This window comes from Streptomyces sp. NPDC029836 (assembly GCF_055574495.1).
The window spans coordinates 420738-442717 of sequence record NZ_JBVHZI010000006.1; the positions used below are offsets into that span (position 1 = coordinate 420738).

The 21980-nt window shown below is 70.2% G+C and carries 19 protein-coding genes, 1 tRNA gene and 1 pseudogene; 2 read left to right on the plus strand and 19 right to left on the minus strand.

All coding sequences use genetic code 11. The features are described from left to right. Positions 1–36 precede the first annotated feature (36 nt). The 18 genes from ACZ4XJ_RS20575 to ACZ4XJ_RS20660 form a co-directional block, all read right to left on the minus strand. Entirely contained in the window at positions 37–285 is a 249-nt protein-coding gene (locus ACZ4XJ_RS20575) for an ATP synthase subunit c family protein (RefSeq protein WP_030008695.1), read from the minus strand. A 77-nt stretch (positions 286–362) separates the two neighbouring features. Then, positions 363–1199 (minus strand): F0F1 ATP synthase subunit A, encoded by an 837-nt coding sequence (gene atpB / locus ACZ4XJ_RS20580; protein WP_362877009.1) that lies wholly within the window; start codon positions 1197–1199, stop codon positions 363–365. Positions 1200–1409: 210 nt separating this feature from the next. Then, entirely contained in the window at positions 1410–1856 is a 447-nt protein-coding gene (locus ACZ4XJ_RS20585; protein ID WP_362876953.1) for a hypothetical protein, read from the minus strand. A gap of 275 nt (positions 1857–2131) precedes the next feature. Further along, on the minus strand, positions 2132–3478 hold the full coding sequence (locus ACZ4XJ_RS20590) for an MraY family glycosyltransferase (RefSeq protein ID WP_383987088.1): 1347 nt from the start codon (positions 3476–3478) through the stop codon (positions 2132–2134). 104 nt (positions 3479–3582) lie between these two features. Next, positions 3583–4812 carry a serine hydroxymethyltransferase gene (locus ACZ4XJ_RS20595; protein WP_468496950.1) on the minus strand — a complete coding sequence of 410 codons (1230 nt, stop codon included), beginning with the start codon at positions 4810–4812 and terminating at the stop codon, positions 3583–3585. Positions 4813–4944: 132 nt separating this feature from the next. Further along, positions 4945–5601 (minus strand): arsenate reductase/protein-tyrosine-phosphatase family protein, encoded by a 657-nt coding sequence (locus ACZ4XJ_RS20600; protein WP_383986763.1) that lies wholly within the window; start codon positions 5599–5601, stop codon positions 4945–4947. Then, positions 5598–6245, minus strand: a complete 648-nt coding sequence (locus ACZ4XJ_RS20605) for an L-threonylcarbamoyladenylate synthase (protein WP_356875577.1) — start codon at positions 6243–6245, stop codon at positions 5598–5600. The genes ACZ4XJ_RS20600 and ACZ4XJ_RS20605 overlap by 4 nt, the downstream gene beginning before the upstream one ends. Positions 6246–6297: 52 nt before the next feature. Beyond that, positions 6298–7143: a peptide chain release factor N(5)-glutamine methyltransferase gene (prmC, locus tag ACZ4XJ_RS20610; protein WP_468496951.1), complete on the minus strand. Its 846-nt coding sequence runs from the start codon at positions 7141–7143 to the stop codon at positions 6298–6300. Between the two features lie 54 nt (positions 7144–7197). Further along, a complete protein-coding gene (gene prfA, locus ACZ4XJ_RS20615; protein WP_362876956.1) occupies positions 7198–8277 on the minus strand; it encodes a peptide chain release factor 1 in 1080 nt (359 codons plus the stop codon). 120 nt (positions 8278–8397) lie between these two features. Continuing rightward, positions 8398–8619: a 50S ribosomal protein L31 gene (rpmE, locus tag ACZ4XJ_RS20620; RefSeq protein ID WP_362876957.1), complete on the minus strand. Its 222-nt coding sequence runs from the start codon at positions 8617–8619 to the stop codon at positions 8398–8400. A gap of 228 nt (positions 8620–8847) precedes the next feature. Then, positions 8848–9942 carry an LCP family protein gene (locus ACZ4XJ_RS20625; protein WP_362876958.1) on the minus strand — a complete coding sequence of 365 codons (1095 nt, stop codon included), beginning with the start codon at positions 9940–9942 and terminating at the stop codon, positions 8848–8850. Between the two features lie 369 nt (positions 9943–10311). Further along, positions 10312–12462 carry a transcription termination factor Rho gene (gene rho / locus ACZ4XJ_RS20630; protein WP_468496952.1) on the minus strand — a complete coding sequence of 717 codons (2151 nt, stop codon included), beginning with the start codon at positions 12460–12462 and terminating at the stop codon, positions 10312–10314. A gap of 431 nt (positions 12463–12893) precedes the next feature. Next, positions 12894–13835 carry a homoserine kinase gene (gene thrB / locus ACZ4XJ_RS20635; RefSeq protein ID WP_468496953.1) on the minus strand — a complete coding sequence of 314 codons (942 nt, stop codon included), beginning with the start codon at positions 13833–13835 and terminating at the stop codon, positions 12894–12896. Positions 13836–14142: 307 nt separating this feature from the next. Then, the gene (thrC, locus tag ACZ4XJ_RS20640) at positions 14143–15213 is read right to left on the minus strand and encodes a threonine synthase (protein ID WP_362876961.1); all 1071 of its coding nucleotides are present in this window, start codon (positions 15211–15213) and stop codon (positions 14143–14145) included. Positions 15214–15219: 6 nt separating this feature from the next. After that, positions 15220–16524 carry a homoserine dehydrogenase gene (locus tag ACZ4XJ_RS20645; RefSeq protein ID WP_362876962.1) on the minus strand — a complete coding sequence of 435 codons (1305 nt, stop codon included), beginning with the start codon at positions 16522–16524 and terminating at the stop codon, positions 15220–15222. 156 nt (positions 16525–16680) lie between these two features. Beyond that, positions 16681–18072 (minus strand): diaminopimelate decarboxylase, encoded by a 1392-nt coding sequence (gene lysA / locus ACZ4XJ_RS20650; RefSeq protein WP_362876963.1) that lies wholly within the window; start codon positions 18070–18072, stop codon positions 16681–16683. Between the two features lie 19 nt (positions 18073–18091). Beyond that, positions 18092–19033 (minus strand): ArgS-related anticodon-binding protein NrtL, encoded by a 942-nt coding sequence (gene nrtL / locus ACZ4XJ_RS20655; RefSeq protein WP_468496954.1) that lies wholly within the window; start codon positions 19031–19033, stop codon positions 18092–18094. A gap of 135 nt (positions 19034–19168) precedes the next feature. Further along, positions 19169–19639, minus strand: coding sequence for a response regulator (locus ACZ4XJ_RS20660; RefSeq protein WP_362876965.1), 471 nt, complete (start codon positions 19637–19639; stop codon positions 19169–19171). A gap of 106 nt (positions 19640–19745) precedes the next feature. On the opposite strand from ACZ4XJ_RS20660, the gene ACZ4XJ_RS20665 reads away from it, so the two are divergent. Next, a tRNA-Arg gene (locus ACZ4XJ_RS20665) sits at positions 19746–19817 on the plus strand. 323 nt (positions 19818–20140) lie between these two features. On the opposite strand, the gene ACZ4XJ_RS20670 is transcribed toward ACZ4XJ_RS20665, so the two are convergent. Further along, the gene (locus ACZ4XJ_RS20670; RefSeq protein WP_468496955.1) at positions 20141–20755 is read right to left on the minus strand and encodes a hypothetical protein; all 615 of its coding nucleotides are present in this window, start codon (positions 20753–20755) and stop codon (positions 20141–20143) included. A gap of 533 nt (positions 20756–21288) precedes the next feature. Between ACZ4XJ_RS20670 and ACZ4XJ_RS20675 the strand changes: the two are divergent. Continuing rightward, positions 21289–21948: pseudogene (locus ACZ4XJ_RS20675) on the plus strand (GIY-YIG nuclease family protein); the annotation flags it as partial. Positions 21949–21980: the final 32 nt, after the last annotated feature.

Sequence of the window (21980 nt, forward strand, 5' to 3'; positions counted from 1 at the left end):
GTGCCTTCCGTCTAAGGGGTCTGTTCGCTACCGGGATCAGGAGGTCGGGTAGACGAACGGCATGACCAGACCGATGAGGGCGAGCGCCTCACAGAAGGCGAAGCCGAGGATCTGGTTGGCGCGGATCAGGCCGGCGGCCTCGGGCTGGCGGGCCAGCGCCTGGGTGCCGTTACCGAAGATGATGCCGACGCCGACGCCGGGGCCGATGGCCGCGAGGCCGTAGCCGATGGAGCCGAGGTTGCCCTTGATTTCGACGCCAGCAGCGAGGGTCTGGAGAGCGGACATGCCGGTTCTTCCTTCTCTTTCATGGACCGGTGGGGGTTGGCCACCGGACGACTGATGGTTTGGGGGTGGGGCGGCGGTCAGTGGTGCTCGGCGACGGCGCCCTGGAGGAAGCTGCAGGCCAGCAGCACGAAGACGTAGGCCTGGACAGCCTGGATGAAGAGCTCGAACGCGGTCATCACGATGACCATCACGAAGGACACGCCGGCGTAGGCGATGCCGATCCCGTTCAGCAGGTACCAGCTGGCGATCGTGAAGAGCAGCAGCAGGGTGTGACCCGCGAACATGTTCGCGAAGAGACGGACCGCGTGCGTGAAGGGGCGGACGATCACGTTCGAGAAGAACTCGATCAGCATGACCAGCGGCAGGATCCCGCCGAGCGACTTGTCGTAGCCCGTGAGGTTCTTCAGACCGCCGACGAAGCCGTGGCGCTTGAAGGTGACCGACATCCACATGACGTAGATGACCAGGGCCAGACCGGCCGGGTACGCGATGACCGAGGTCACCGGGAACTGGGCGAGCGGAATGATCGACCAGAGGTTCAGGATCCAGACGAAGAAGAACGTCGCGACCATGAAGGGGACGTACTTCTCGCCCTCCTTCTTGCCCATCGTTTCGTAGACGATGCCGCGGCGCACGAAGTCGTAGCCGGCTTCGGCGACCATCTGGAGCTTCCCGGGAACGACCTTCGGCTTGGCGAAGGCGGCCCAGAAGAATCCGACGATGACGACGGTTCCGATCAGGGCCAGGAGCATCGTCTTGTTGAAGTAGACGGCTCCGTCCATGTCGCCGAAGATCGGCTCGAACAGGAACGAGTGCAGGCCGGGAGCCGGGAAGCCACAGCCGTCGAAGATGTGGCAATCGGTCTCGAAGGCGAGCACCTGCGTCGGGTCAGCACTCACCGCGGGCTCCTTCAGCGTGGCGCATAGGTACGGCAACCTCGTTGTGTCGGCGCGGCGCACAGCCGCGGTTCGGCACGGGACTGGTCTTACGGATGTGGGGGCGGCTTGCAGGCAGTGAGCCTCGCGATTGAGCGGGCGTCAGCTCGGCTGCCCGCGCCCGCGTTGCCGCAGTTGGCACCGGACGATAGCAGCATCTCGAACGCGCACTTATTCCGCCCCTACCGTTCACGACGAGGACCCCGTGTTCTTGGGCTTCTCACCCTTGTCACGCTTCGCGGACTCGGGCTCGACGTAAAGGATCTTGGCCTTCATGTGCGCGCGCGTCTGCGCGGCGATCCAAGCAAGGGTCGCCACGACGATGGTGATCGCGAATGCCCTGGGATTGAACAGCGTCGTGTTCTGGAACACGGCGACGAAGACGAAGAGCAGCAGGATCTGGGTCGTGTAGAGCGCCAGACCCATCATCTGGAAGAGATGCGGCAGCGATCGTGCCGTCCGCTGCAGGATGACGAATCCGATACCCATGAACAACATCACGACGATCGTGGCCGCGATCGCGCCGATCGCCCCCTTGCCGCCCGCGACCACGCCACTGACAACTGCGGCGATGACGCCGACGGCAGCGGTGGGCACAACGGTTTGCAGAAGGGATCGGGCGTCATCGGACAGCATGGCGCATGGCTCCGCGTGATGGTGGGGGTAACGGGACTCGTACGGGACGAGCGTAAGCCCGGGCCGAGTGAGAGCCTCGGGCCGATGGACCGTCGCACTACGGTCCTTCGGCTCTGTCGCCGGGTTTAGTGAACGGTATCACAAACTATTTGATGAGAGCTTTACCTGTTCGGTGTGCTGACTGTCACACATGAGAGTGACCCTGCGCGTGTGTGCAGGACATGACGGCAGGTTGTCTGGTAAAGGGGTTCCATGTCGGACATGTGCCCGACGGGTCAGCGCGCGGATCCGGCCTTACGCCGGTCGGGAAGGCGCGAACGGGGGCCTACGGCAGTCGCCCCGTTGACGCCCGAGACCCCCACGGCGACGGGCCGCGGAGCCGGCGGCTCCGCGCCCTCGTCCTCCCGTACGGCGGCCTCCGCCGCGGCCTCGGCGGCCCGGGCCGCGTGCCGGTAGCGCGGCGGGACCAGGCCCTCCGCCCAGCGCGGGGCGCGCGGCGTGAACCGCGGCAGCAGGAGCAGGACGAGTCCCAGGGCGCTCAGCGCCGCGATGGCCAGGACGATCCACATCGAGGTCGAGTGCACCGAGTAGGCCACGGCGCCGAAGGCGATCAGGCCCGACCAGAAGTACATGATGAGTACGGCGCGGCTGTGGGAATGCCCGAGTTCCAGCAGCCTGTGGTGCAGGTGCCCGCGGTCGGCGGCGAACGGCGACTGGCCGTTCCAGGTGCGCCGGACGATGGCCAGGACCAGGTCCGCCATCGGGATCGCGATGATCGTCAGCGGCAGCAGCAGCGGCATGAAGACCGGGAGCATCGCGTGCGTCGCGTTGCGCTCGCCGCCCGCGAAGAGGGCCATGGCGTCCGGGTCGACCTGACCCGTCATGGAGATGGCCGCGGCGGCCAGCACCAGGCCGATGAGCATCGAGCCGGAGTCGCCCATGAAGATCCGGGCCGGATGCATGTTGTGCGGTAGGAAGCCGATGCACATGCCCATCAGGATCGCCGCGAACAGCGTCGCCGGGGCGGCCGCCTCGATGCCGTAGCCGAACCAGATGCGGTAGCCGTAGAGGAAGAACGCCGTCGCCGCGATGCAGACCATGCCGGCGGCCAGGCCGTCGAGGCCGTCCACGAAGTTCACCGCGTTGATGGTGATCACCACGAGGGCCACGGTCAGCAGGTTGCCCTGCCACTGGGTGAGGGCGACCGTGCCGATGCCGGGGACGGGGATCCACAGGATCGTCAGACCCTGGATGACCATCACGCCCGCGGCGATCATCTGCGCGCCGAGCTTGATCAGGGCGTCGATCTCGAACTTGTCGTCCAGGACGCCGACCAGCCAGATCAACGCCGCTCCCGAGAGCAGCGCCCGCGGTTCGTTCGACAGCTCGAAGACGCCGTTGAGGTTGCGCAGGTGGTCGGCGACGAGCAGGCCGGCGCACAGGCCACCGAACATGGCGATGCCGCCGAGCCGTGGTGTGGGCTCGCGGTGCACGTCGCGGGCGCGGATCTCCGGCATGGCCCCGGCCGCGATCGCGAACTTCCGCACGGGCCCGGTCAGCAGGTAGGTCACCGCGACCGTGACGCAAAGCGTCAGCAGGTATTCACGCACGGGCTGCCCCAGATGTATCGCCGGCCATCTCAGCCCCACACATTAGCCTCGATGTCACCGGTGAAGAGGACGCGGCAAGGACCCTCCCCGGTTGCGCTACGCCCTTCTTCTCCCGGTTACGCCCCGTACGGGGGAAATCCTCGGGTCAGGTCGGCGACCTCCGCCCGGATCCCCGCGCCGTCCCCGCGCAGCGCGGCGGCGAACAGGTCCGCGATCCGGGTCATCTCGGACTCCCCCATGCCCTGCGTGGTGACCGCGGCGGTACCGAGGCGGATCCCGCGCCGGTCCCCGTACGGAAGGGCGCAGGTGTCGAGGACGATCCCGGCGGCGGCGAGCCGGCCCCGCGCGGTCGGCCCGTCGGCGGCGAGCGGCGCCGGGTCGGCGGTGATCAGGTGGGTGTCGGTGCCGCCGGTGGTGACGGCGAAGCCGTGGTCCTCCAGGGCCCGGGCGAGGGTGCGGGCGTTGGCGACGACCCGGTGCGCGTAGCCGACGTAGGCCGGGTCGGCCGCCTCCCCGAACGCCACCGCCTTCGCGGCGATGGTGTGCATCTGGGCGCCGCCCTGGGTGAAGGGGAACACCGCCCGGTCGACGCGCTCGGCGAACTCGGCCCCGCACAGGATCATCCCGCCGCGCGGCCCCCGGAGCACCTTGTGCGTGGTGGCGCAGACGAGGTCGGCGTACGGGACGGGGCTGGGCGCCGCGCCGCCCGCGACGAGCCCGATCGGGTGCGCGGCGTCGGCGATGAGGAAGGCGCCCACCTCGTCGGCGATCTCGCGGAAGGCCGAGTACTCGGGGTGGCGGGGGTAGGAGATCGAGCCGCACACGATGGCCTTGGGGCGATGGGTTCGAGCCAGCTCCTGCACCTGCTCGTAGTCGATGAGCCCGGTTTCGCCGTCCACGCCGTACCCGACGAAGTCGAACCAGCGGCCGGAGAAGTTGGCGGCCGAACCGTGCGTCAGGTGCCCGCCGTACGCCAATCCCATGGCCAGCACCGTGTCGCCGGGTCGCAGCAGCGCGGCGTAGGCGGCCAGCACGGCGGAGGATCCGGAGTGCGGTTGCACGTTCGCGTGCTCGACGCCGAACAGGGCCTTGGCCCGGTCCACCGCGATGCCTTCGGCCAGGTCCGCGTACTCGCAGCCCCCGTGGTGGCGGGCGCCGGGATAACCCTCGGCGTACTTGTTGGCGAGCGCGGAGCCGAGCGCGGCGAGCACCGCGTCGGAGGTGAAGTTCTCGGCGGCGCTCAGCTGGAGCGTCTCGGCCTGGCGCCGGGCCTCCCCCGCGAGGACGTCGGCCATCTGCGGGTCCTGCTGCCGGAGCAGGTCCGTCGGCTGCGTGATGACGCTCATGGCAGGACTCCAGGGGTACCGGGGTACAGCCACTGTAGGCGCGCCCGGCCGACCTCGCCCCTCGCGCGCCCCCGCCCCGCCCGAGCCCCGCGCCCACCCGTTCACCGCGCGGAGTCGCCGGCCCTCACCCGCCTAACGGGCGGCGGTGACGCCCGTCAGGGCCGTGACCACGGGGTCCAGCGCCTGGTTGATCTCGTCGCCGATCGAGCGGAAGAAGGTGATGGGGGCGCCGTACGGGTCGTAGACCTCGTCCGCGTCGGGGGAAGGGGCCAGCAGCCAGCCGCGCAGCGCGGCGGCCGCCCGTACCAGGGCCCGGGCCCGCTCCGCCATGCCGTCGTCCAGCGGGGGCAGCGTGGCCGGGTCTATGGCCCGCACCAGCCGGGTGAACTCCTTCAGCGTGAAGGTCCGCAGCCCCGCCGAGTGCCCCATCGAGATGACCTGGGCCCGGTGGTCCCGGGTGGCGGTCAGCACCAGGTCGGCGCGTATGACGTGCTCGTCCAGCAGCTCGCGCCCGGTGAAACCGGAGGCGTCCGCCCCGAAGTCCGCGAGGACGGCGGCGGCGTTGGCCTCCATCGGCGCACCCTCGTGGCCCCACGTACCGGCGCTCTCCACGATGAGGTCACCGGCCGGGATGCCGCCCAGCCGGTGCGACAGGGCGTGCCGCGTCAGCCGCTCGGTGATGGGCGAGCGGCACACGTTGCCCGTGCTGACGTGGAGTATGCGGAAGGCCGAGCCCGAAGCCGCCGCCGGAAAGGGCCCGCTTGCTATGCCACGCCCCTGAGGGCTCACGGAGCTACCTCAAGGTCGGGTACGACCTCCCGGAGCTGCTCGGCGGTCAGGGCGCCCTCGCGCAGCAGGACGGGAACCTTCCCGGTGACGTCGACGATCGACGAGGGCAGCGTGCTCGGGGTCGGTCCGCCGTCCAGGTACACGGACACGGAGTCGCCGAGCATCTCGCGCGCCGCGTCGCAGTCCTCGGGCGCCGGGTGCCCGGACAGGTTCGCCGAGGACACCGCCATCGGACCGACCTCGGTCAGCAGCTCGATCGCGACGGGGTGCAGCGGCATGCGTACGGCGACCGTGCCGCGGGTCTCGCCGAGGTCCCACGCCAGCGACGGCTGGTGCTTGGCGACCAGGGTCAGCCCGCCCGGCCAGAAGGCGTCGACGAGCTCCCACGCCTGCTCGGAGAAGTCGGTGACCAGCCCGTGCAGGGTGTTCGGCGAGCCGATGAGCACGGGCGTGGGCATGTTGCGGCCCCGGCCCTTGGCGGCGAGCAGGTCACCGACGGCCTCCGCGCTGAAGGCGTCCGCACCGATCCCGTACAGGGTGTCGGTGGGCAGCACGACGAGCTCGCCGCGGCGCACGGCGGATGCGGCTTCGCGCAGGCCCGTCTTGCGGTCCGTCGCGTCGTTGCAGTCGTATCGCCGGGCCATCAGCGGGCCTCCTCGTGCAGCGGGGTGGTGTCGGGGGTGGGGGTGGTGCGGGTCACGGCAGGGCCTTGCGGGCGGTCGCGAAGCGCGGCCGGTTGTTCAGGTCGGGGTGGTCGGCCGAGTCGGCCCAGCCGCGCTCGTCGGCGAAGATCCACGGCACCTGGCCGCCCTGGGTGTCGGCGTGCTCGATCACCACGATCCCGCCGGGCCGCAGCAGCCGGTGGGCGGTGCGCTCGATGCCGCGGATGGTGTCGAGACCGTCCTCCCCGGAGAACAGCGCCATCTCGGGATCGTGGTCCCGGGCCTCGGGGGCGACGTACTCCCACTCGGTGAGCGGGATGTACGGCGGGTTGGAGATGACCAGGTCGACCTGCCCGTCCAGCTCGGGCAGCGCGCTCAGCGCGTCGCCCTGGTGGACGCTGACCCGGGAGCCCTCGGCGTTCTTGCGGGTCCAGCGCAGGGCGTCCTCGGACAGCTCGACGGCGTGCACGCGCGAGCGCGGCACCTCCTGGGCCATGGCCAGCGCGATGGCTCCGGAGCCGGTGCACAGGTCCACGATCAGCGGCTCGACGACGTCCATCGCCCGGACGGCCTGTATGGCCCAGTCCACGACCGACTCGGTCTCGGGCCGGGGCACGAACACCCCGGGTCCGACCTGGAGCTCCAGGTAGCGGAAGAAGGCGCGGCCGGTGATGTGCTGGAGCGGCTCACGGGCCTCGCGGCGGGCGACGGCCTCCCAGTAGCGGGCGTCGAAGTCCGTGTCCTTGACGTGGTGCAGTTCCCCCCGCTTGACGCCGTGCACGAAGGCCGCGAGTTCCTCCGCGTCGAAGCGCGGTGAGGGCACGCCGGCGGCGGCCAGCCGCTGGGTGGCCTGGGCCACCTCGGCAAGCAGCAAGTTCACGCTGGTCCTCCGGGCTGCTGTCGTACGGGGGGTGGTGCGGGAATCAGGCGGTGATCAGTGCGCGGCGGCGAGCTTGGCGGCGGAATCCGTGTCGACACAGGCCTGGATGACCGAGTCGAGGTCGCCGTCGAGCACCTGGTCCAAGTTGTACGCCTTGAACCCGGTCCGGTGGTCCGAGATCCGGTTTTCCGGATAGTTGTACGTACGGATCTTCTCGGACCGGTCCACGCTGCGCACCTGGCTGCGGCGCACGTCGGACGCTTCCTGTTCGGCGGCTTCCTGGGCGGCGGCCAGCAGGCGCGACCGCAGGATGCGCATGGCCTGCTCCTTGTTCTGGAGCTGGCTCTTCTCGTTCTGGCAGGAGGCGACCACACCGGTCGGCAGGTGCGTGATGCGCACGGCCGAGTCGGTGGTGTTGACGGACTGGCCGCCGGGGCCGGAGGAGCGGTACACGTCGATGCGCAGGTCGCTCATGTTGACCTCGACCTCGACCTCCTCGGCCTCCGGGGTGACGAGCACGCCGGCGGCGGAGGTGTGGATGCGGCCCTGGGATTCGGTGGCCGGCACGCGCTGGACGCGGTGCACGCCGCCCTCGTACTTCAGCCGGGCCCACACGCCCTGGCCGGGCTCGGTCGCCCCGTTGCCGCCCTTGGTCCGGACGGAGACCTGGACGTCCTTGTAGCCGCCGAGCTCGGACTCGGTGGCGTCGATGATCTCGGTCTTCCAGCCCACGCGCTCGGCGTAGCGCAGGTACATGCGCAGCAGGTCGCCGGCGAAGAGGGCGGACTCGTCGCCGCCGGCTCCGGCCTTGACCTCCAGGAGCACGTCCTTGTCGTCACTGGGGTCGCGCGGAACGAGCAGCAGGCGGAGCTTCTCGGTGAGCTCCTCGCGCTGGGCGCTCAGTTCCTTGACCTCGGCGTGGAAGTCGGGGTCGTCGGCCGCGAACTCCTTGGCCGCCTCGATGTCCTCGTTCGACTGCTTCCAGGCGCGGAAGGTGGCCACGATCGGGGTCAGCTCCGCGTAGCGCTTGTTCAGCTTGCGCGCGTTGGCCTGATCGGAGTGGACCGACGGGTCGGCGAGCTTCTCCTCAAGGTCGGCGTGCTCGCCGATCAGTTCCTCGACCGCCTCGAACATCGGGGGCTCCTGTGGTGAAAGTCAAAAAAAAGGGCTGGCGTGGGTGGGCGACGACAAAGGCGCCGGTCCGGCCGCCCCCGCGTGGACAGGGGGCGGCCGGAGACCGGCGCCTGGGTCGCGCTACTTCTTGGCCGCACCCTTGTTGCCGAAGCGGGCCTCGAAGCGGGCCACACGGCCACCGGTGTCGAGGATCTTCTGCTTGCCCGTGTAGAACGGGTGGCACTCGGAGCAGACCTCGGCACGGATGGTGCCCTCGGTGAGGGTGCTACGGGTGGTGAACGACGCGCCACAGGTGCAGCTGACCTGGGTCTCGACATACTCGGGGTGAACTTCGCGCTTCAAGGTGTCTCCTAGTTTCGGGAGGGCGCCGGGTCGCAGGAGCCGAATTGCGCACTGCGTGAACCGGGGCCGACAGACCAGTCTGCCAGGACCGGGCCGCCTGTCAAAATTCTGAGGACGCTCCCCTCAACGGCACGGGGCCGGCATCTATTCCGGCCGACTCCGGGTCGGCTCCGGACAGCCTCCCGGCCGCTCGCCAACCGACCGCACGCGCCTCCCGCTACCGCCCCGCTAGCGCACGATCCCGGCCGCGCCGCCCTTGTCCCCCACGGACTCGGCGGTGGCCTCGGCCGGTATCGGCCGGTCCGCGAGCAGCGCGTCCCAGACCATCTTGGACTCCTTGGTGAGCGGCACGACCCGGTTCACGTCCCGCGGGTCCGTGGTCACCGGCAGGGTGATCATGTTCATGTCCTCGGAGTCGATGCCCTGGAGTCCCTGGGCGAAGCCCATGAGGGACTTCACGTCGCCGAGTGCCCGGTCGGTGGTGATCGCCTTGGTCGCGGAGTCGGCGAGGCCGAGCAGCCGCTTGGGGTTGTCGAACACCCCGATGCCCTTGACCTGCTTGATCAGCGCCTTCATGAAGGCCTGCTGGAGCTGTATTCGACCGAGGTCGCCGCCGTCGCCGACGCTCTTGCGGGTGCGGACCAGCCCGAGGGCCTGCTCCCCGTTGAGCTTGTTGGTGCCGGGCGGGAGGTCGAGGTGGCTGTAGTCGTCCTTGATGGGCTTCGTCGTCGTCACCTCGACGCCGCCGAGGTTGTCGACGATCTTCTTGAAGCCGGTGAAGTCGACCTCGATGTAGTGGTCCATGCGGATCCCCGACATCTTCTCGACGGTCTTCACCGCGCAGGCGGCCCCGCCGATGGTGAACGCCTCGTTGAACTGCGAGCGCGAACTACCCGGGTCGGTCTTCCCCTTGGCGGTGGCGCAGCTGGGGCGCGGGGCCATGGTGTCGCGCGGGATCGATATGACGCTCGCCTTCTGGTGGCCCTCGTAGAGGTGGACGATCATCGCTGTGTCGGAGCGCGCGGATCCGCCGTCGTCCTTGCCGTACTCGGCGTTGGCGCCGCCGCGGGAGTCGGAGCCGAGGACGAGGATGTCCATCGAGCCGTTGTCGACGTTGACCGGCCGGTCCGTGCCGAGGGCCTGGTCGATGTCGACGCTCTTCAGGTTGCCGTTGAACTTGAAGTAGACGTATCCGAGGCCGGTGCCGCCGAGCAGGACCACGCCGGCGGCGGTCCACGCGGCCACGGTGAGGCCCTTGCGCCGCGGCGGTTTGCGCCGCCGGGTCCCGGCCGGACGGCCGCGACCCCTGCTGTCCTCGCTCATGCTCTCCTCAGTCCCCTGGCTGCGGTACGCGCTCCGTACGGCGCGCCTTCCCGCTGTCCCTTCACTCAGACGGCGGAGCGGCCCCCAGGGTTCCACGGCCGGCGCCGGCGCCGAACCGCCCCGGCCGCCCGGGGGTCGTGGGGACATCTCCGGACGAACGGGATGTGACGTACCCCTTACCTGCGGTTTCCCCGGGGTCCGCGGGGCCGGTCCGATCGCCCGCCGGACGGCACGAATGTGGCGAAGGTCGCACGGGGTGACGTACGGGTCACGCACGGGACCACGCGCTCCCGCACCACGAACGCGGGACCGCCCCCGCCGCTGTCGCGGTGGGGGCGGTCCCGTTGGTGCGGAGCCCGAAGGCGGCGGTCAGTCGTCGTTCTTGCCCGCCGGCGTGGTCTTCGCGATCTGCATCAGGAACTCGGCGTTCGACTTCGTCTGCTTCATCTTGTCGAGCAGCAGCTCGATCGCCTGCTGCGAGTCGAGCGCGTGCAGCACTCGGCGCAGCTTCCAGACGATGGCGAGCTCCTCCGCGTTGAGGAGGATCTCCTCCTTGCGGGTGCCCGACGGGTCGACGTCGACGGCCGGGAAGATGCGCTTGTCGGCGAGCTTGCGGTCGAGCTTGAGCTCCATGTTGCCGGTGCCCTTGAACTCCTCGAAGATCACCTCGTCCATGCGCGAGCCGGTGTCGACCAGCGCGGTGGCCAGGATGGTCAGCGAGCCGCCGTCCTCGATGTTGCGCGCGGCACCGAAGAAGCGCTTCGGCGGGTACAGCGCGGTCGAGTCGACACCACCGGACAGGATGCGGCCGGAGGCGGGGGCGGCGAGGTTGTACGCGCGGCCCAGACGGGTGATGGAGTCCAGCAGGACGACCACGTCGTGACCCAGCTCGACGAGGCGCTTCGCGCGCTCGATGGCCAGCTCGGCGACGGTGGTGTGGTCCTCGGCCGGACGGTCGAAGGTCGAGGAGATGACCTCGCCCTTGACCGACCGCTGCATGTCGGTGACCTCTTCCGGACGCTCGTCGACCAGGACGACCATCAGGTGGCACTCGGGGTTGTTGACGGTGATCGCGTTGGCGATCGCCTGCATGATCATGGTCTTGCCGGTCTTCGGCGGGGCCACGATCAGGCCTCGCTGGCCCTTACCGATCGGCGACACGAGGTCGATGATGCGGGTGGTCAGCACGCCCGGGTCGGTCTCCAGACGGAGCCGGTCCTGCGGGTACAGCGGCGTCAGCTTCTGGAACTCCGGCCGGCCGCGGCCGGATTCGGGCGCCATGCCGTTGACGGAGTCCAGGCGCACCAGCGCGTTGAACTTCTCGCGGCGCTCGCCGTCCTTGGGCTGGCGCACGGCACCGGTGGTGTGGTCACCCTTGCGCAGACCGGCCTTGCGGACCTGGGCGAGGGAGACGTACACGTCGTTGGGGCCGGGCAGGTAGCCCGAGGTCCGGATGAACGCGTAGTTGTCGAGGATGTCGAGGATGCCCGCGACGGGGATCAGGACGTCGTCGTCGGCTACCTGCGGCTCGGCCGGCGCGAACTCGTCGCGGCCACGACGGCCCCGGCGGTCGCGGTAGCGGCCACGACGGCCGCGACGACCGTCCTCACCGTCGAAGTCGTCCTGCGGACCGTTGTCCTGACGGTCCTGCCGGCCCTGCTGCTGGCCCTGGCCCTGGCCCTGGCCGCGGCCGCCCTGCTGCTGACGGTCGGCGCGGTCCGTACGGTCCTGGCGCTCGGCGCGGTCCTGACGACCACCGCCCTGACCCTGACCGCCCTGGCCCTGGCTCTGGGCCTGGCCCTGGTCGTCGGCCTTGGCGCCGCGCTCGCGACGGCCCTGCTGGCGGTCGCCGCGCTCGGCACGCTCGCCCCGCTCGCCGCGGTCACGACGGTCGCGGCGGGTACGGCCCTCGCCGGCCTCCGGGGACTGGCCCTGGGCGGCGACGGTGGCCGCCTCGGCCTTGGTCTCCGACTGCGCGGCCGGAGCCGTCTCGATCTTCTGCTCGACCTGCACGACGGCCGGGGCCGTCACCTCCGGGCTGCCGGAGGGCGCGGTGGCGCGACGCCGACGGCGCTCGCCGGCCGGTGCGTCCTCCGCCTCGCTCGCGCGGGAGGGGGCCCCCGCGGGCTGGCCGGGGATGTCGATCTGCGCCTGGACGGCGGGCTGGTCGGCCGCCTTCTCGGCGGGCGCCTGCACGGCGGTCTCACCCGTACGGGCCTTGCTGGTGGCGCGGCGCTTCGGCTTGGCCTCGGCGGCGTCGGCGGCGGGGGCCGCGGCCTTGGGGGCGCTGCCGCCGCCCTGGGTTTCCTTGATGACCTCGATCAGCTGGCTCTTGCGCATCCGCGCGGTGCCCCTGATGCCGAGGCCCGACGCGACCTGCTGAAGCTCGGCCAGGACCATGCCGTCCAGGCCGGTGCCGGAGCGGCGTCGCCGTCCCGGAGCAGCCGCGGCGCCCGCGGCGGGGGCACTGGTGTCGACGTTGGTGTCGGCAGCGCCCATCAGATCGGTGGTGTCGCTCACGAAGGGTCCTTCCCTGGAGCGGACGTCGGCCTGTCTGGCTCGGCGACCGGTTGTGCTGTCCGACAACGGACCAGGACCTGATGGGTCATGGGCCGCGGCCGGGGCGGTGGTCCGCCGATAGAGATACGGCGGAGAGAAACGTGCATGGGTGGTTCCGGCGAGAAGCCCCCGAGCTGGAAGCGTGGGAATGTCACGCCGATTCCGATTCCGGAGCGTGCTCGAAACTGCTGGCAGCGATCAAAGCAGTCGGGGAGGCTCCCGGAAGAAAGGTGGTCCCGAACGGGGACACTGAGCACCGAGCCATGGCGGCTTCGGATGCGCACTCGAGACTAACACTACCGGATCCAACAGATATTCCCCCTCTCAATCACCGGCTGTCACCCCGTCCGGAGCGGCCGGCCTGCCCTGGCCGCCCGCCCCGGAGGGCCGTGTCACCGGGACACGGACTGGACTCCCTGGGGGCCCAGCGGAAGGACGCTCGCGCCCGCGGCGTCGAGTGCGAGCCGGTTGGCCGCCCACCCCTCGCCGGCGAGCCGCGCGACCTTGTCGGCCGCGTCGTTGTCGACCAGCGCGAGGACCGTGGGGCCCGCGCCGGAGATGACCGCGGGGATGCCGTCCGCCCGCAGCCGGTTCACGAGTGCCACGCTCTCGGGCATCGCCGGAGCCCGGTACTCCTGGTGCAGCCGGTCCTCGGTGGCGGGCAGCAGGAACTCGGGACGCCTGGTCAGGGCCTCCACGAGCAGGCCCGCGCGGCCCGCGTTCGCCGCCGCGTCCACGTGCGGGACGCTGCGCGGCAGCAGTCCTCGCGCGGTCTCGGTCAGGACCGGCTTGGACGGGACGAAGACCACCGGAACGATGGAATCCGCAGGGTCCATACGGATCGCCTTGGCGCTGCCCCCGTCCATCCAGGCCAGGGTGAAGCCGCCGAGCAGACAGGCGGCGACGTTGTCGGGGTGTCCCTCGATCTCCGTGGCGAGCTCCAGCAGCGCCGCGTCGTCGAGCCGCGTCTCGCCGCCTATGGTCACGGCGCGGGCGGCGACGATGCCGGCGCAGATCGCGGCGGAGGAGGAACCGAGGCCGCGACCGTGCGGGATGCGGTTGGCGCAGACGACCTCGAGGCCGCGCGGCTGGCCGCCCAGCAGGTCGAAGGCGGTGCGCATGGAACGTACGAGGAGGTGGCTCTCGTCCCGCGGGAGGGTGTCGGCGCCCTCACCGGCGATGTCGATGTTCAGGCCGGAGTCGGCGACGCGGACGACCACGTCGTCGTAGAGCCCCAGAGCCAGGCCGAGGGCATCGAAGCCGGGGCCGAGGTTGGCACTACTGGCGGGGACGCGCACTCGTACGGCGGCGGCGCGGAACGCTGGACCTGCCATCGGTCGATGACACTCCTTGTGACTGTGCGAGATCTGGTGACGGTGCGGGATCTTCGCTGCGAATGTACTGGAGAACGTACGACACCCGAAGGCCCTTGGGGCAGCACCGCGTCATATGCGCGGTGGCGGATGTAAGTACAGCGTATCGAAGGAAGGTTCTCCCGCGACATAGGGCGCACAGGAGGCGCACGATGCGTGTCGCGTTCTTCCGCTGAATTCCGTTGACTTTTGGTGCCGTACGGGCCGAGTTGCCGGATTCCGGAAGCTTTCCGGAATCCGGCAACGGGGCGTCGAGCGGGAGCTCGGGTCAGATCAGGCCGAGACGGACGGCCGCGGCCTCCGCGTCCACCGGAATGGTGACCGGCTGCGGGGCGCCGGCAACCGCCCAGTCGGGGTCCTTCAGGCCGTTGCCGGTGACGGTGCACACGATCTTCTGGCCCGGGTCGACCAGACCGGCGTCGACGGCCTTGAGCAGGCCCGCCACGGACGCGGCCGACGCGGGCTCGACAAAGACCCCCTCCTGCGCGGCCAACAGCCGGTAGGCGGCCAGGATCTGGCGGTCCGTCACCTCGTCGATGAACCCGCCGGACTCGTCCCGCGCGGCGAGCGCGTAGTCCCAGGAAGCCGGGTTGCCGATCCGGATCGCGGTGGCGATGGTGTGCGGCTCCTTGACGACCTCGCCGCGCACGATCGGCGCGGAGCCCGAGGCCTGGAAACCCCACACGCGGGGCGTACGGGAGGCCGGGCCGTCGGCCTTGTACTCCTTGAAGCCCTTCCAGTACGCGGTGATGTTGCCGGCGTTGCCGACGGGCAGCACGTGGATGTCGGGGGCGTCGCCGAGCGCGTCCACGATCTCGAACGCGGCCGTCTTCTGGCCCTCGATGCGCACCGGGTTGACGGAATTGACCAGCGCCACCGGGTAGTTGTCGGACAGCGCGCGGGCCAGGTCCAGGCAGTCGTCGAAGTTGCCGTCGACCTGCAGGATCTTGGCGCCGTGCACCAGGGCCTGACCCATCTTCCCCAGCGCGATCTTGCCGCGGGGCACGAGCACCGCGGACACCATGCCGGCGCGCACCGCGTACGCGGCGGCCGAGGCGGAGGTGTTGCCCGTGGAGGCGCAGATGACGGCCTTGGCGCCCTCTTCCTTCGCCCTGGTGATCGCCATGGTCATGCCGCGGTCCTTGAAGGACCCGGTGGGGTTCGCACCCTCCACCTTCAGGTGGACCTCACAACCCGTGCGCTCGGACAGCAGCTGGGCGGGGACGAGGGGCGTGCCGCCCTCGCGGAGGGTGACCACGGGGGTCGTGGCCGTGACCGGCAGGCGGTCCCGGTACTCCTCGATGATTCCGCGCCACTGGTGGGTTCGGTTGCTGCTCATGGGTCCTTACTCCCCTTCAACGCGCATGATGCTGGCGACACCTCGTACGGTGTCCAGCTTCCGCAGCGCCTCGACGGTCCCCGAGAGGGCGGCGTCGTGCGCGCGGTGGGTGACGACCACGAGGGAGGCTTCGTTGCCGACCCCGTCCGGACGTCCTTGCTGTCGTACCGTGTCGATCGACACGCCGTGCTCCGCGAAGGTCGTCGCCACCTGGGCGAGGACGCCCGGCTTGTCCGCCACGTCGAGGCTGATGTGGTAGCGGGTGACGACGTCGCCCATGGTGCTGACCGGCAGCTGGGTGTACGCCGACTCGCCGGGCCCCGTCGCTTCCGTGAGCTTGTTGCGGCAGACCGCGACGAGGTCGCCGAGGACCGCGGACGCGGTCGGCGCGCCACCGGCGCCCGGACCGTAGAACATGAGCCGCCCGGCGGCCTCCGCCTCGACGAAGACGGCGTTGTACGCCTCGCGGACGGAAGCCAGCGGGTGGGTCAGCGGGATCATCGCCGGGTGCACGCGGGCCGTGACCGACAGGCCGTCGGCGGCGCGCTCCAGGATGGCGAGGAGCTTGATGGTGCAGCCCATGCGCTTGGCGGAGGCGAAGTCCGCGGCGCTGACCTCGGTCATGCCCTCGCGGTACACGTCGTCGAGACGGACCCGGGTGTGGAAGGCGATGCCGGCCAGGATCGCCGCCTTGGCGGCGGCGTCGAAGCCTTCGACGTCGGCGGTGGGATCGGCTTCCGCGTATCCGAGGGCGGTGGCCTCGTCCAGCGCTTCCTGGTAGCCGGCGCCCGTCGAGTCCATCTTGTCGAGGATGAAGTTCGTCGTGCCGTTCACGATGCCCATCACCCGGTTGATCTTGTCGCCGGCGAGCGACTCGCGCATCGGGCGGACCAGCGGGATGGCGCCGGCGACGGCGGCCTCGTAGTAGAGGTCCAGCCCGGCCGCGTCGGCTGCGGCGTGCAGCGCGGCGCCGTCCTGGGCGAGCAGCGCCTTGTTCGCCGACACGACGGACGCGCCGTTCTCGAAGGCGGTGGTGATCAGGGTGCGGGCGGGCTCGATGCCACCGATGACCTCGATGACCACGTCGATGTCGCCCCGTTTGAGCAGGGCGGTCGCGTCGGTGGTGACGAGAGCGGGGTCGATCCCCTCACGGACCTTGGAGGGGCGGCGCACGGCGACACCGGCGAGCTCGACCGGCGCGCCGATCCTGGCCGTCAGGTCGTCGGCGTGCGTCGTCATGATGCGCGCCACCTCTGAGCCGACCACTCCACAGCCCAGCAGCGCCACCTTCAGCGGACGCGTACGCATCATTCGACCTACGCCTTTCGATCTTCCTGCATTCCCGGCGAGCGGTTTGCGCGCCAGGTGTGAACCAGTCTCACTCAATGGACATCAGTTTCCATCCTCGGTCCATTGAGTGAGACACCCATTTTCAGGATCTGAGGGCTTCCCCCAGAAACATGAGGGTCATCCGAGGTCGAGACGCAGGAGATCTTCCTCCGTCTCGCGGCGGACGATCACCCGCGCCTGCCCGTCGCGCACGGCGACGACCGGCGGGCGGAGCGCGTGGTTGTAGTTGCTGGCCATGGACCTGCAGTAGGCACCGGTGGCCGGCACGGCGAGCAGGTCGCCCGGCGCCAGGTCGGCCGGCAGGAACGCGTCCTTGACCACGATGTCACCGCTCTCGCAGTGCTTGCCGACGACACGGACGAGCATGGGCTCGGCGTCCGATACGCGGGAGACGAGATTGACCGAGTATTCGGCGTCGTAGAGCGCGGTGCGGATGTTGTCGGACATGCCACCGTCGACGCTGACGTACGTCCGCAGCCCTTCGAGGGGCTTGATGGTGCCGACCTCGTAAAGGGTGAAAGCGGTGGGGCCGACGATGGCCCGGCCCGGCTCGACGGAGATCCGCGGCGCCCGCAGGCCCGCGCTCTCGCATTCGCGGGCGACGATCTCGGTGAGCGCCTTGGCGATCTCCTGCGGCTCGCACGGGTCGTCGGCGGAGGTGTAGGCGATGCCCAGGCCGCCACCGAGGTCGATCTCGGGGAGCTCGACGCCGTGCTCGTCGCGTACGGCGGCCAGCAACCGGATCACCCGCTTGGCGGAGACCTCGAAGCCGGCCATGTCGAAGATCTGCGAGCCGATGTGGGAGTGCACGCCGAGCAGGTCGAGGCTGTCGTGGCCCAGCGCCCGGCGGACGGCCTCGGCGGCGCTGCCGTCGGCGACGGCGATGCCGAACTTCTGGTCCTCGTGGGCGGTCGCGATGAACTCGTGGGTGTGCGCCTCGACGCCGACGGTGACGCGGATCTGCACGGGCTGGCGTACGCCCAGCTCACGGGCGACGTGCGCGACGCGGGCGATCTCCTGGAAGGAGTCGAGGACGATGCGCCCGACCCCGACCTCGACGGCCCGGCGGATCTCCGCCTCGGACTTGTTGTTGCCGTGGTAGGCGATCCGCTCGGCGGGCATCCCGCCGGCCAGCGCCGTGGACAGTTCGCCGCCGGAGCAGACGTCCAGGTTCAGGCCCTCTTCGCGCAGCCACTTCACGACGGCCTTGGACAGGAACGCCTTGCCCGCGTAGAAGACGTCGGCGTCCTTGCCGAAGGCGTTCGCCCAGGCGCGGCAGCGGGCACGGAAGTCCTCCTCGTCGAGGAAGTAGGCGGGGGTGCCGAACTCCTCGGCGAGCCGGGTCACTTCGATGCCGCCGACGCGGGCGACGCCGTGGTCGTCGCGGGTGACGGTGCGGGCCCAGACCTTCTCGTCCAGCTTGTTCAGGTCGGCGGGCGGCGGCGCGTAGTGCCCTTCGGGCAGGACGTCGGCGTGGCGGGGCCCGGCGGGGTGCGCGGAACGGCTCATCGGAATCTCTCTTCGCGGGTCACAGGAAGTCGGGGGCGTCCAGGCCGAGCAGGGCGAGGCCACCGGCCAGCACCGTCCCGGCGGCTTCGGCGAGTGCCAGCCGGGCACGGTGGGCGGCCGAGGGTTTCTCGTCTCCCCGGGGCAGGACGTCGTACTGGAAGTCGAGCAGCGCGTCGGCGACGGTGACGAGGTGCCGCACGAGTCGCTCGGGCGCCCGGTGGTGCGCGGCGGCTTCGAGGACGAGGGGGTATTCGGCGAGGGCGGCCAGCAGGGCGGGCGCGTCGACGTCGCCCGGCTCGGACCGGTATCCGAGGTCGGCGGCGTTGCGGTGGAGCGCGCGGGCGCGGGCGTGGGCGTACCGGACGCGGAAGAGCTCGCTGGACTCGTCCTGTACGAGGAGTCCGGCGGTGAACGAGGGGGTCTCGCGCGCCGGGACGCCGAGCATGGCCCAGGCGGCGGCGTCCGTCCCGTACCCGGCGACGACGTCGCCGTCGCGGCGGGCGACGGGGGCGGTCCGGTTCCCCGCCGTGCTCGGGGCGCCGTCGGGGGCGGCCGCCTGGCTCCGGCGGATCCGGGCGACGGCGTCGCCGACGACGCGGGCGCGCAGCTCGCCGTCGGGGGCGTACCCGTACCGGGTGCCGCGCGCCCTGACGTCCCGTACGAGGGCGGCGGCGGAGCGGGTGGCGAGGGTGAAGTTGAGGAACCCGGCGCCGGTGACCTCGACGTTCTCGATGCCGGGCTCGGCGGCGAGCCGGCCGGCGAGGACGCGTGCGACGTGGGCCGGAGCGGCGCCGGCGCCCTTGGCGACCTGGAAGGCGACGGGCGAGGCGTAGTCCCCCACACCCCCGGGCCGGGTCCGCTCGACGACGACCCGCGCGGGCACGGTCCCGCCCAGCTCCCCGTCCTCGACGGCACGGCGCACGGCGCGTACGACGGCATGAGAGAGGTCGGCGGGGATCACGACACCCAGCCTAGGGGAGAAGCCCGAGGGGCATGCATCGGGTTTCGGCATGTGAACAGGGGGCCGGGAACGGCGACGGGACGGCGGGGCGGAGGACGAGTGGAGGACGAGTGGACGATGAGCCGAGCAGGGGTCTCAGCCCCGCCCTCTCCCGGCCGGAGTCTCCTTCCGCTCGCGCCGGTCCCGGCGCTCGACGAGCCGCCGTACGACGCGGACCAGCTCGGCGGGCTCGAAGGGCTTGGCGACGAACGCGTCGACCCCGGCGGCGATCCCGGCCTCGACCTCGTACTGCGTGCAGGCGCTCACGATGGCGACGGGCAGATGCCGTGTCCGCGGATCGGCCCGCAACTGCGCGGCGGCGCCGAACCCGTCCAGGCGGGGCATGACCACATCGAGGGTGATCGCGTCGGGGTTCACCCGGTGGACGATGTCCAGGCACTCGACACCATCGTTCGCGGTCACGACCTCGAAGCCCTCCAGCTCGAGATTGACCTTGATCAGCTGCCGGATGACCTTGTTGTCGTCGACAACAAGCACCCGGCCCGAGGCGCCTGGCACAACTCGAGAGTAGGTTGCCCTAAGCCCCCGCGTCCGGGTTTTCGCCACTTCCACCCCCTCCGGACAACGGACCTCCCCCTCCCACCCGAAACCGTTCCTGATCACCCCGGGGATGCTGGTAGTGTTCAACCCGTCGCCGCAAAGCGAACGACACGCCCCCGTAGCTCAGGGGATAGAGCAACGGCCTCCGGAGCCGTGTGCGCAGGTTCGAATCCTGCCGGGGGCACTTCGCAAGGAGTGCTAAAGAAGCCTCTGACCTGCAGAAATGCAAGTCAGAGGCTTTCTTGTTCATGCCAAAAGACACACGGCCTGTGTGACCGTTGCACCTTTCAGCACCTTGCCCCTCACGCGTCCCCGACCTGCGCTTTCACCTCGACACGTCGACGGGATCGGGCGTGCCCGACCTCGTGAAACCGGCTCGCGCGGGAGATGCGTGGGACGCAAAAGGCCTACGCGGACCGCTTGATTCTCCGTGAGAATCATGACGGACCTTCAGTTGTACTCGTCCAGAAGCGCGTCGATGCGTTTGTTCGCGAGGGCCTGGCGCCCCTAAAGGCACTTCGCATACCGGGTTATGAGGACCTCTACGCTGTTCCCAACCCGTTCGGCGACTTCGGTGAGATCGACGCCGGCGTTCAGCCGGGTGGACAGGGCCGAGTGCCGCAGGTCGTAGGGGCGGGCGGCGAAGGTGGATGCCACCAGGCCCGGCGAAAGCGCGAGTTCGCGGGCCTCGTGCCAGGCACGGTCGTAGGTGGGGGATCCCACGATGCCGCCCTCCTCGTTCAAGAACAGCCGACCGTCGTCCGCGGTGCCGAGGGTGTCGACGCTCTCCCGCCACAGGCTGACGAGTTCGTGCGGGAGTGGCACCGTACGCGTGCCTCCCGGCGGTCGGCTCTTCAAGCCGCGCAGGTCGTGATTCTGTCCGCTGTCGGTCCACCTCTTGCCGACGGAGGGGCGGGTGGCCTGAAGGACCACGCTGCCCCACCCCTCTGTCGACAGTTCGCAGTCCGGCAACGTAACCGCCACAGCTTCGGCCGGCCGCAGCCCCCCGTAGTACATCCCGGCGAAGAGGCCGACCAGCCTCCGCCCCCGCGCCCGCCTGTAACCACCGACGTAGGAGACCGCACAGAGCGGGTTCCGGGCCTGCACGGGATTGACGACCACCCGGGGGATCGACCTGCTGAACGGTTTCGGTGATGCGCCAGCTGATGTTGGCCAGCGGATCGGCACGGAGCTGACCTAGCTCGATCGCGTACCCCACCGCGTTCACGAACGTCATCCGCTTGCGCCGCTGCGTCGCGGCAGCCGCGACTGCCCGCCGCACCAACTCGTCATCCGGCCGGCCTCGCGTCCTTCGGAACATGGCCTCGGTGATCGAGCACAGAGCATCGTTGGTCTCGCTCCGGGTCTTCGCCGCGACCTGTACCCACCGCGCCTCCAGATATTCGAGCGAGAAGGCGTACCAGCTGAGGGCCAGAGCGCGCTCATTCCTCACCCGGCCGAAGTCATCAGCGGCGGCTTCCTTGATCGCCCGAACCAACGAGGACCCGATCTCGTCGGCAAGCGCTCTGACATCCGCCCCGTCCCCCGCCGCGCGCCAGTCCTGACCGACCGGGACAGCAACGGAGCCCTCACCAAGACCGGCGTCGGCATCGGGACTCCCTCCTACATGTCACTGGAGCAGGCAAGACCGGGCGAGAGCCCTCTCGGACACGTCGGTTCCCTACCCATTCCAGGTGCTCTTCAGGGTCACGACCGCCCAGGCCCCCGAGGTCGAGCGCGCAGTGCACCGCCTCCTGGCGGGTCACAGGGTCTCCGCCAACCGGGAGTTCTTCCGCGTCTCCCCGGATGTTGCCAAGAGAGCGATCCACCATTGCCAGCAAGTCGTGACCGGTATTGGCACGTGGGGGTCGCTGCCCGCCGTCCACCGGCTGCGGGCCGGCGATCATGATGCCCTACCGTTCCTCGACCGCGAGGGAACCGCCCACAACCGCCTACTCATGGGTCGAGAGCGCCTGGTCGCTGGAGACCGGCTGGTGTGGCTGTCGGATCGGGAGGGGCCGGACAACTGTCGGAGTGTCGTATTCGAAGCTGACGGCTTCTGCCAGGTGACGTACCGAACTTCGTCACCGCAATTCCATTCATCAGCCATGCCGCTCCTTCTGAACGCTTTGGAACTGGACCCCACTCCCGCGATGGGTAAGCACGTGCGGGCAGCGCTCGCTCTGCCCGCACCGCGCACCTGGGCGCCCAGGTCTCCACAACCCGGAGAGCAATGGGCCGGGTACGCGACACGCCCCCAGCCTCCTGAGTACCGGCTGCCCCAGCTGGGACAACGGACGCGGCGAGCCCCCTGAACGGCCATGGTCAGCACTGATCGCACCCGTCC

Coding starts and splice junctions, on each gene's coding strand:
- ACZ4XJ_RS20575 (WP_030008695.1), bottom strand. CDS start 285: ATGTCCGCTCTCCAGACCCTCGCTGCTGGCGTCGAAATCAAGGGCAAC.
- ACZ4XJ_RS20585 (WP_362876953.1), bottom strand. CDS start 1,856: ATGCTGTCCGATGACGCCCGATCCCTTCTGCAAACCGTTGTGCCCACC.
- ACZ4XJ_RS20595 (WP_468496950.1), bottom strand. CDS start 4,812: ATGAGCGTCATCACGCAGCCGACGGACCTGCTCCGGCAGCAGGACCCG.
- ACZ4XJ_RS20605 (WP_356875577.1), bottom strand. CDS start 6,245: ATGGCCCGGCGATACGACTGCAACGACGCGACGGACCGCAAGACGGGC.
- prfA (WP_362876956.1), bottom strand. CDS start 8,277: ATGTTCGAGGCGGTCGAGGAACTGATCGGCGAGCACGCCGACCTTGAG.
- ACZ4XJ_RS20625 (WP_362876958.1), bottom strand. CDS start 9,942: ATGAGCGAGGACAGCAGGGGTCGCGGCCGTCCGGCCGGGACCCGGCGG.
- thrB (WP_468496953.1), bottom strand. CDS start 13,835: ATGGCAGGTCCAGCGTTCCGCGCCGCCGCCGTACGAGTGCGCGTCCCC.
- thrC (WP_362876961.1), bottom strand. CDS start 15,213: ATGAGCAGCAACCGAACCCACCAGTGGCGCGGAATCATCGAGGAGTAC.
- ACZ4XJ_RS20645 (WP_362876962.1), bottom strand. CDS start 16,524: ATGATGCGTACGCGTCCGCTGAAGGTGGCGCTGCTGGGCTGTGGAGTG.
- lysA (WP_362876963.1), bottom strand. CDS start 18,072: ATGAGCCGTTCCGCGCACCCCGCCGGGCCCCGCCACGCCGACGTCCTG.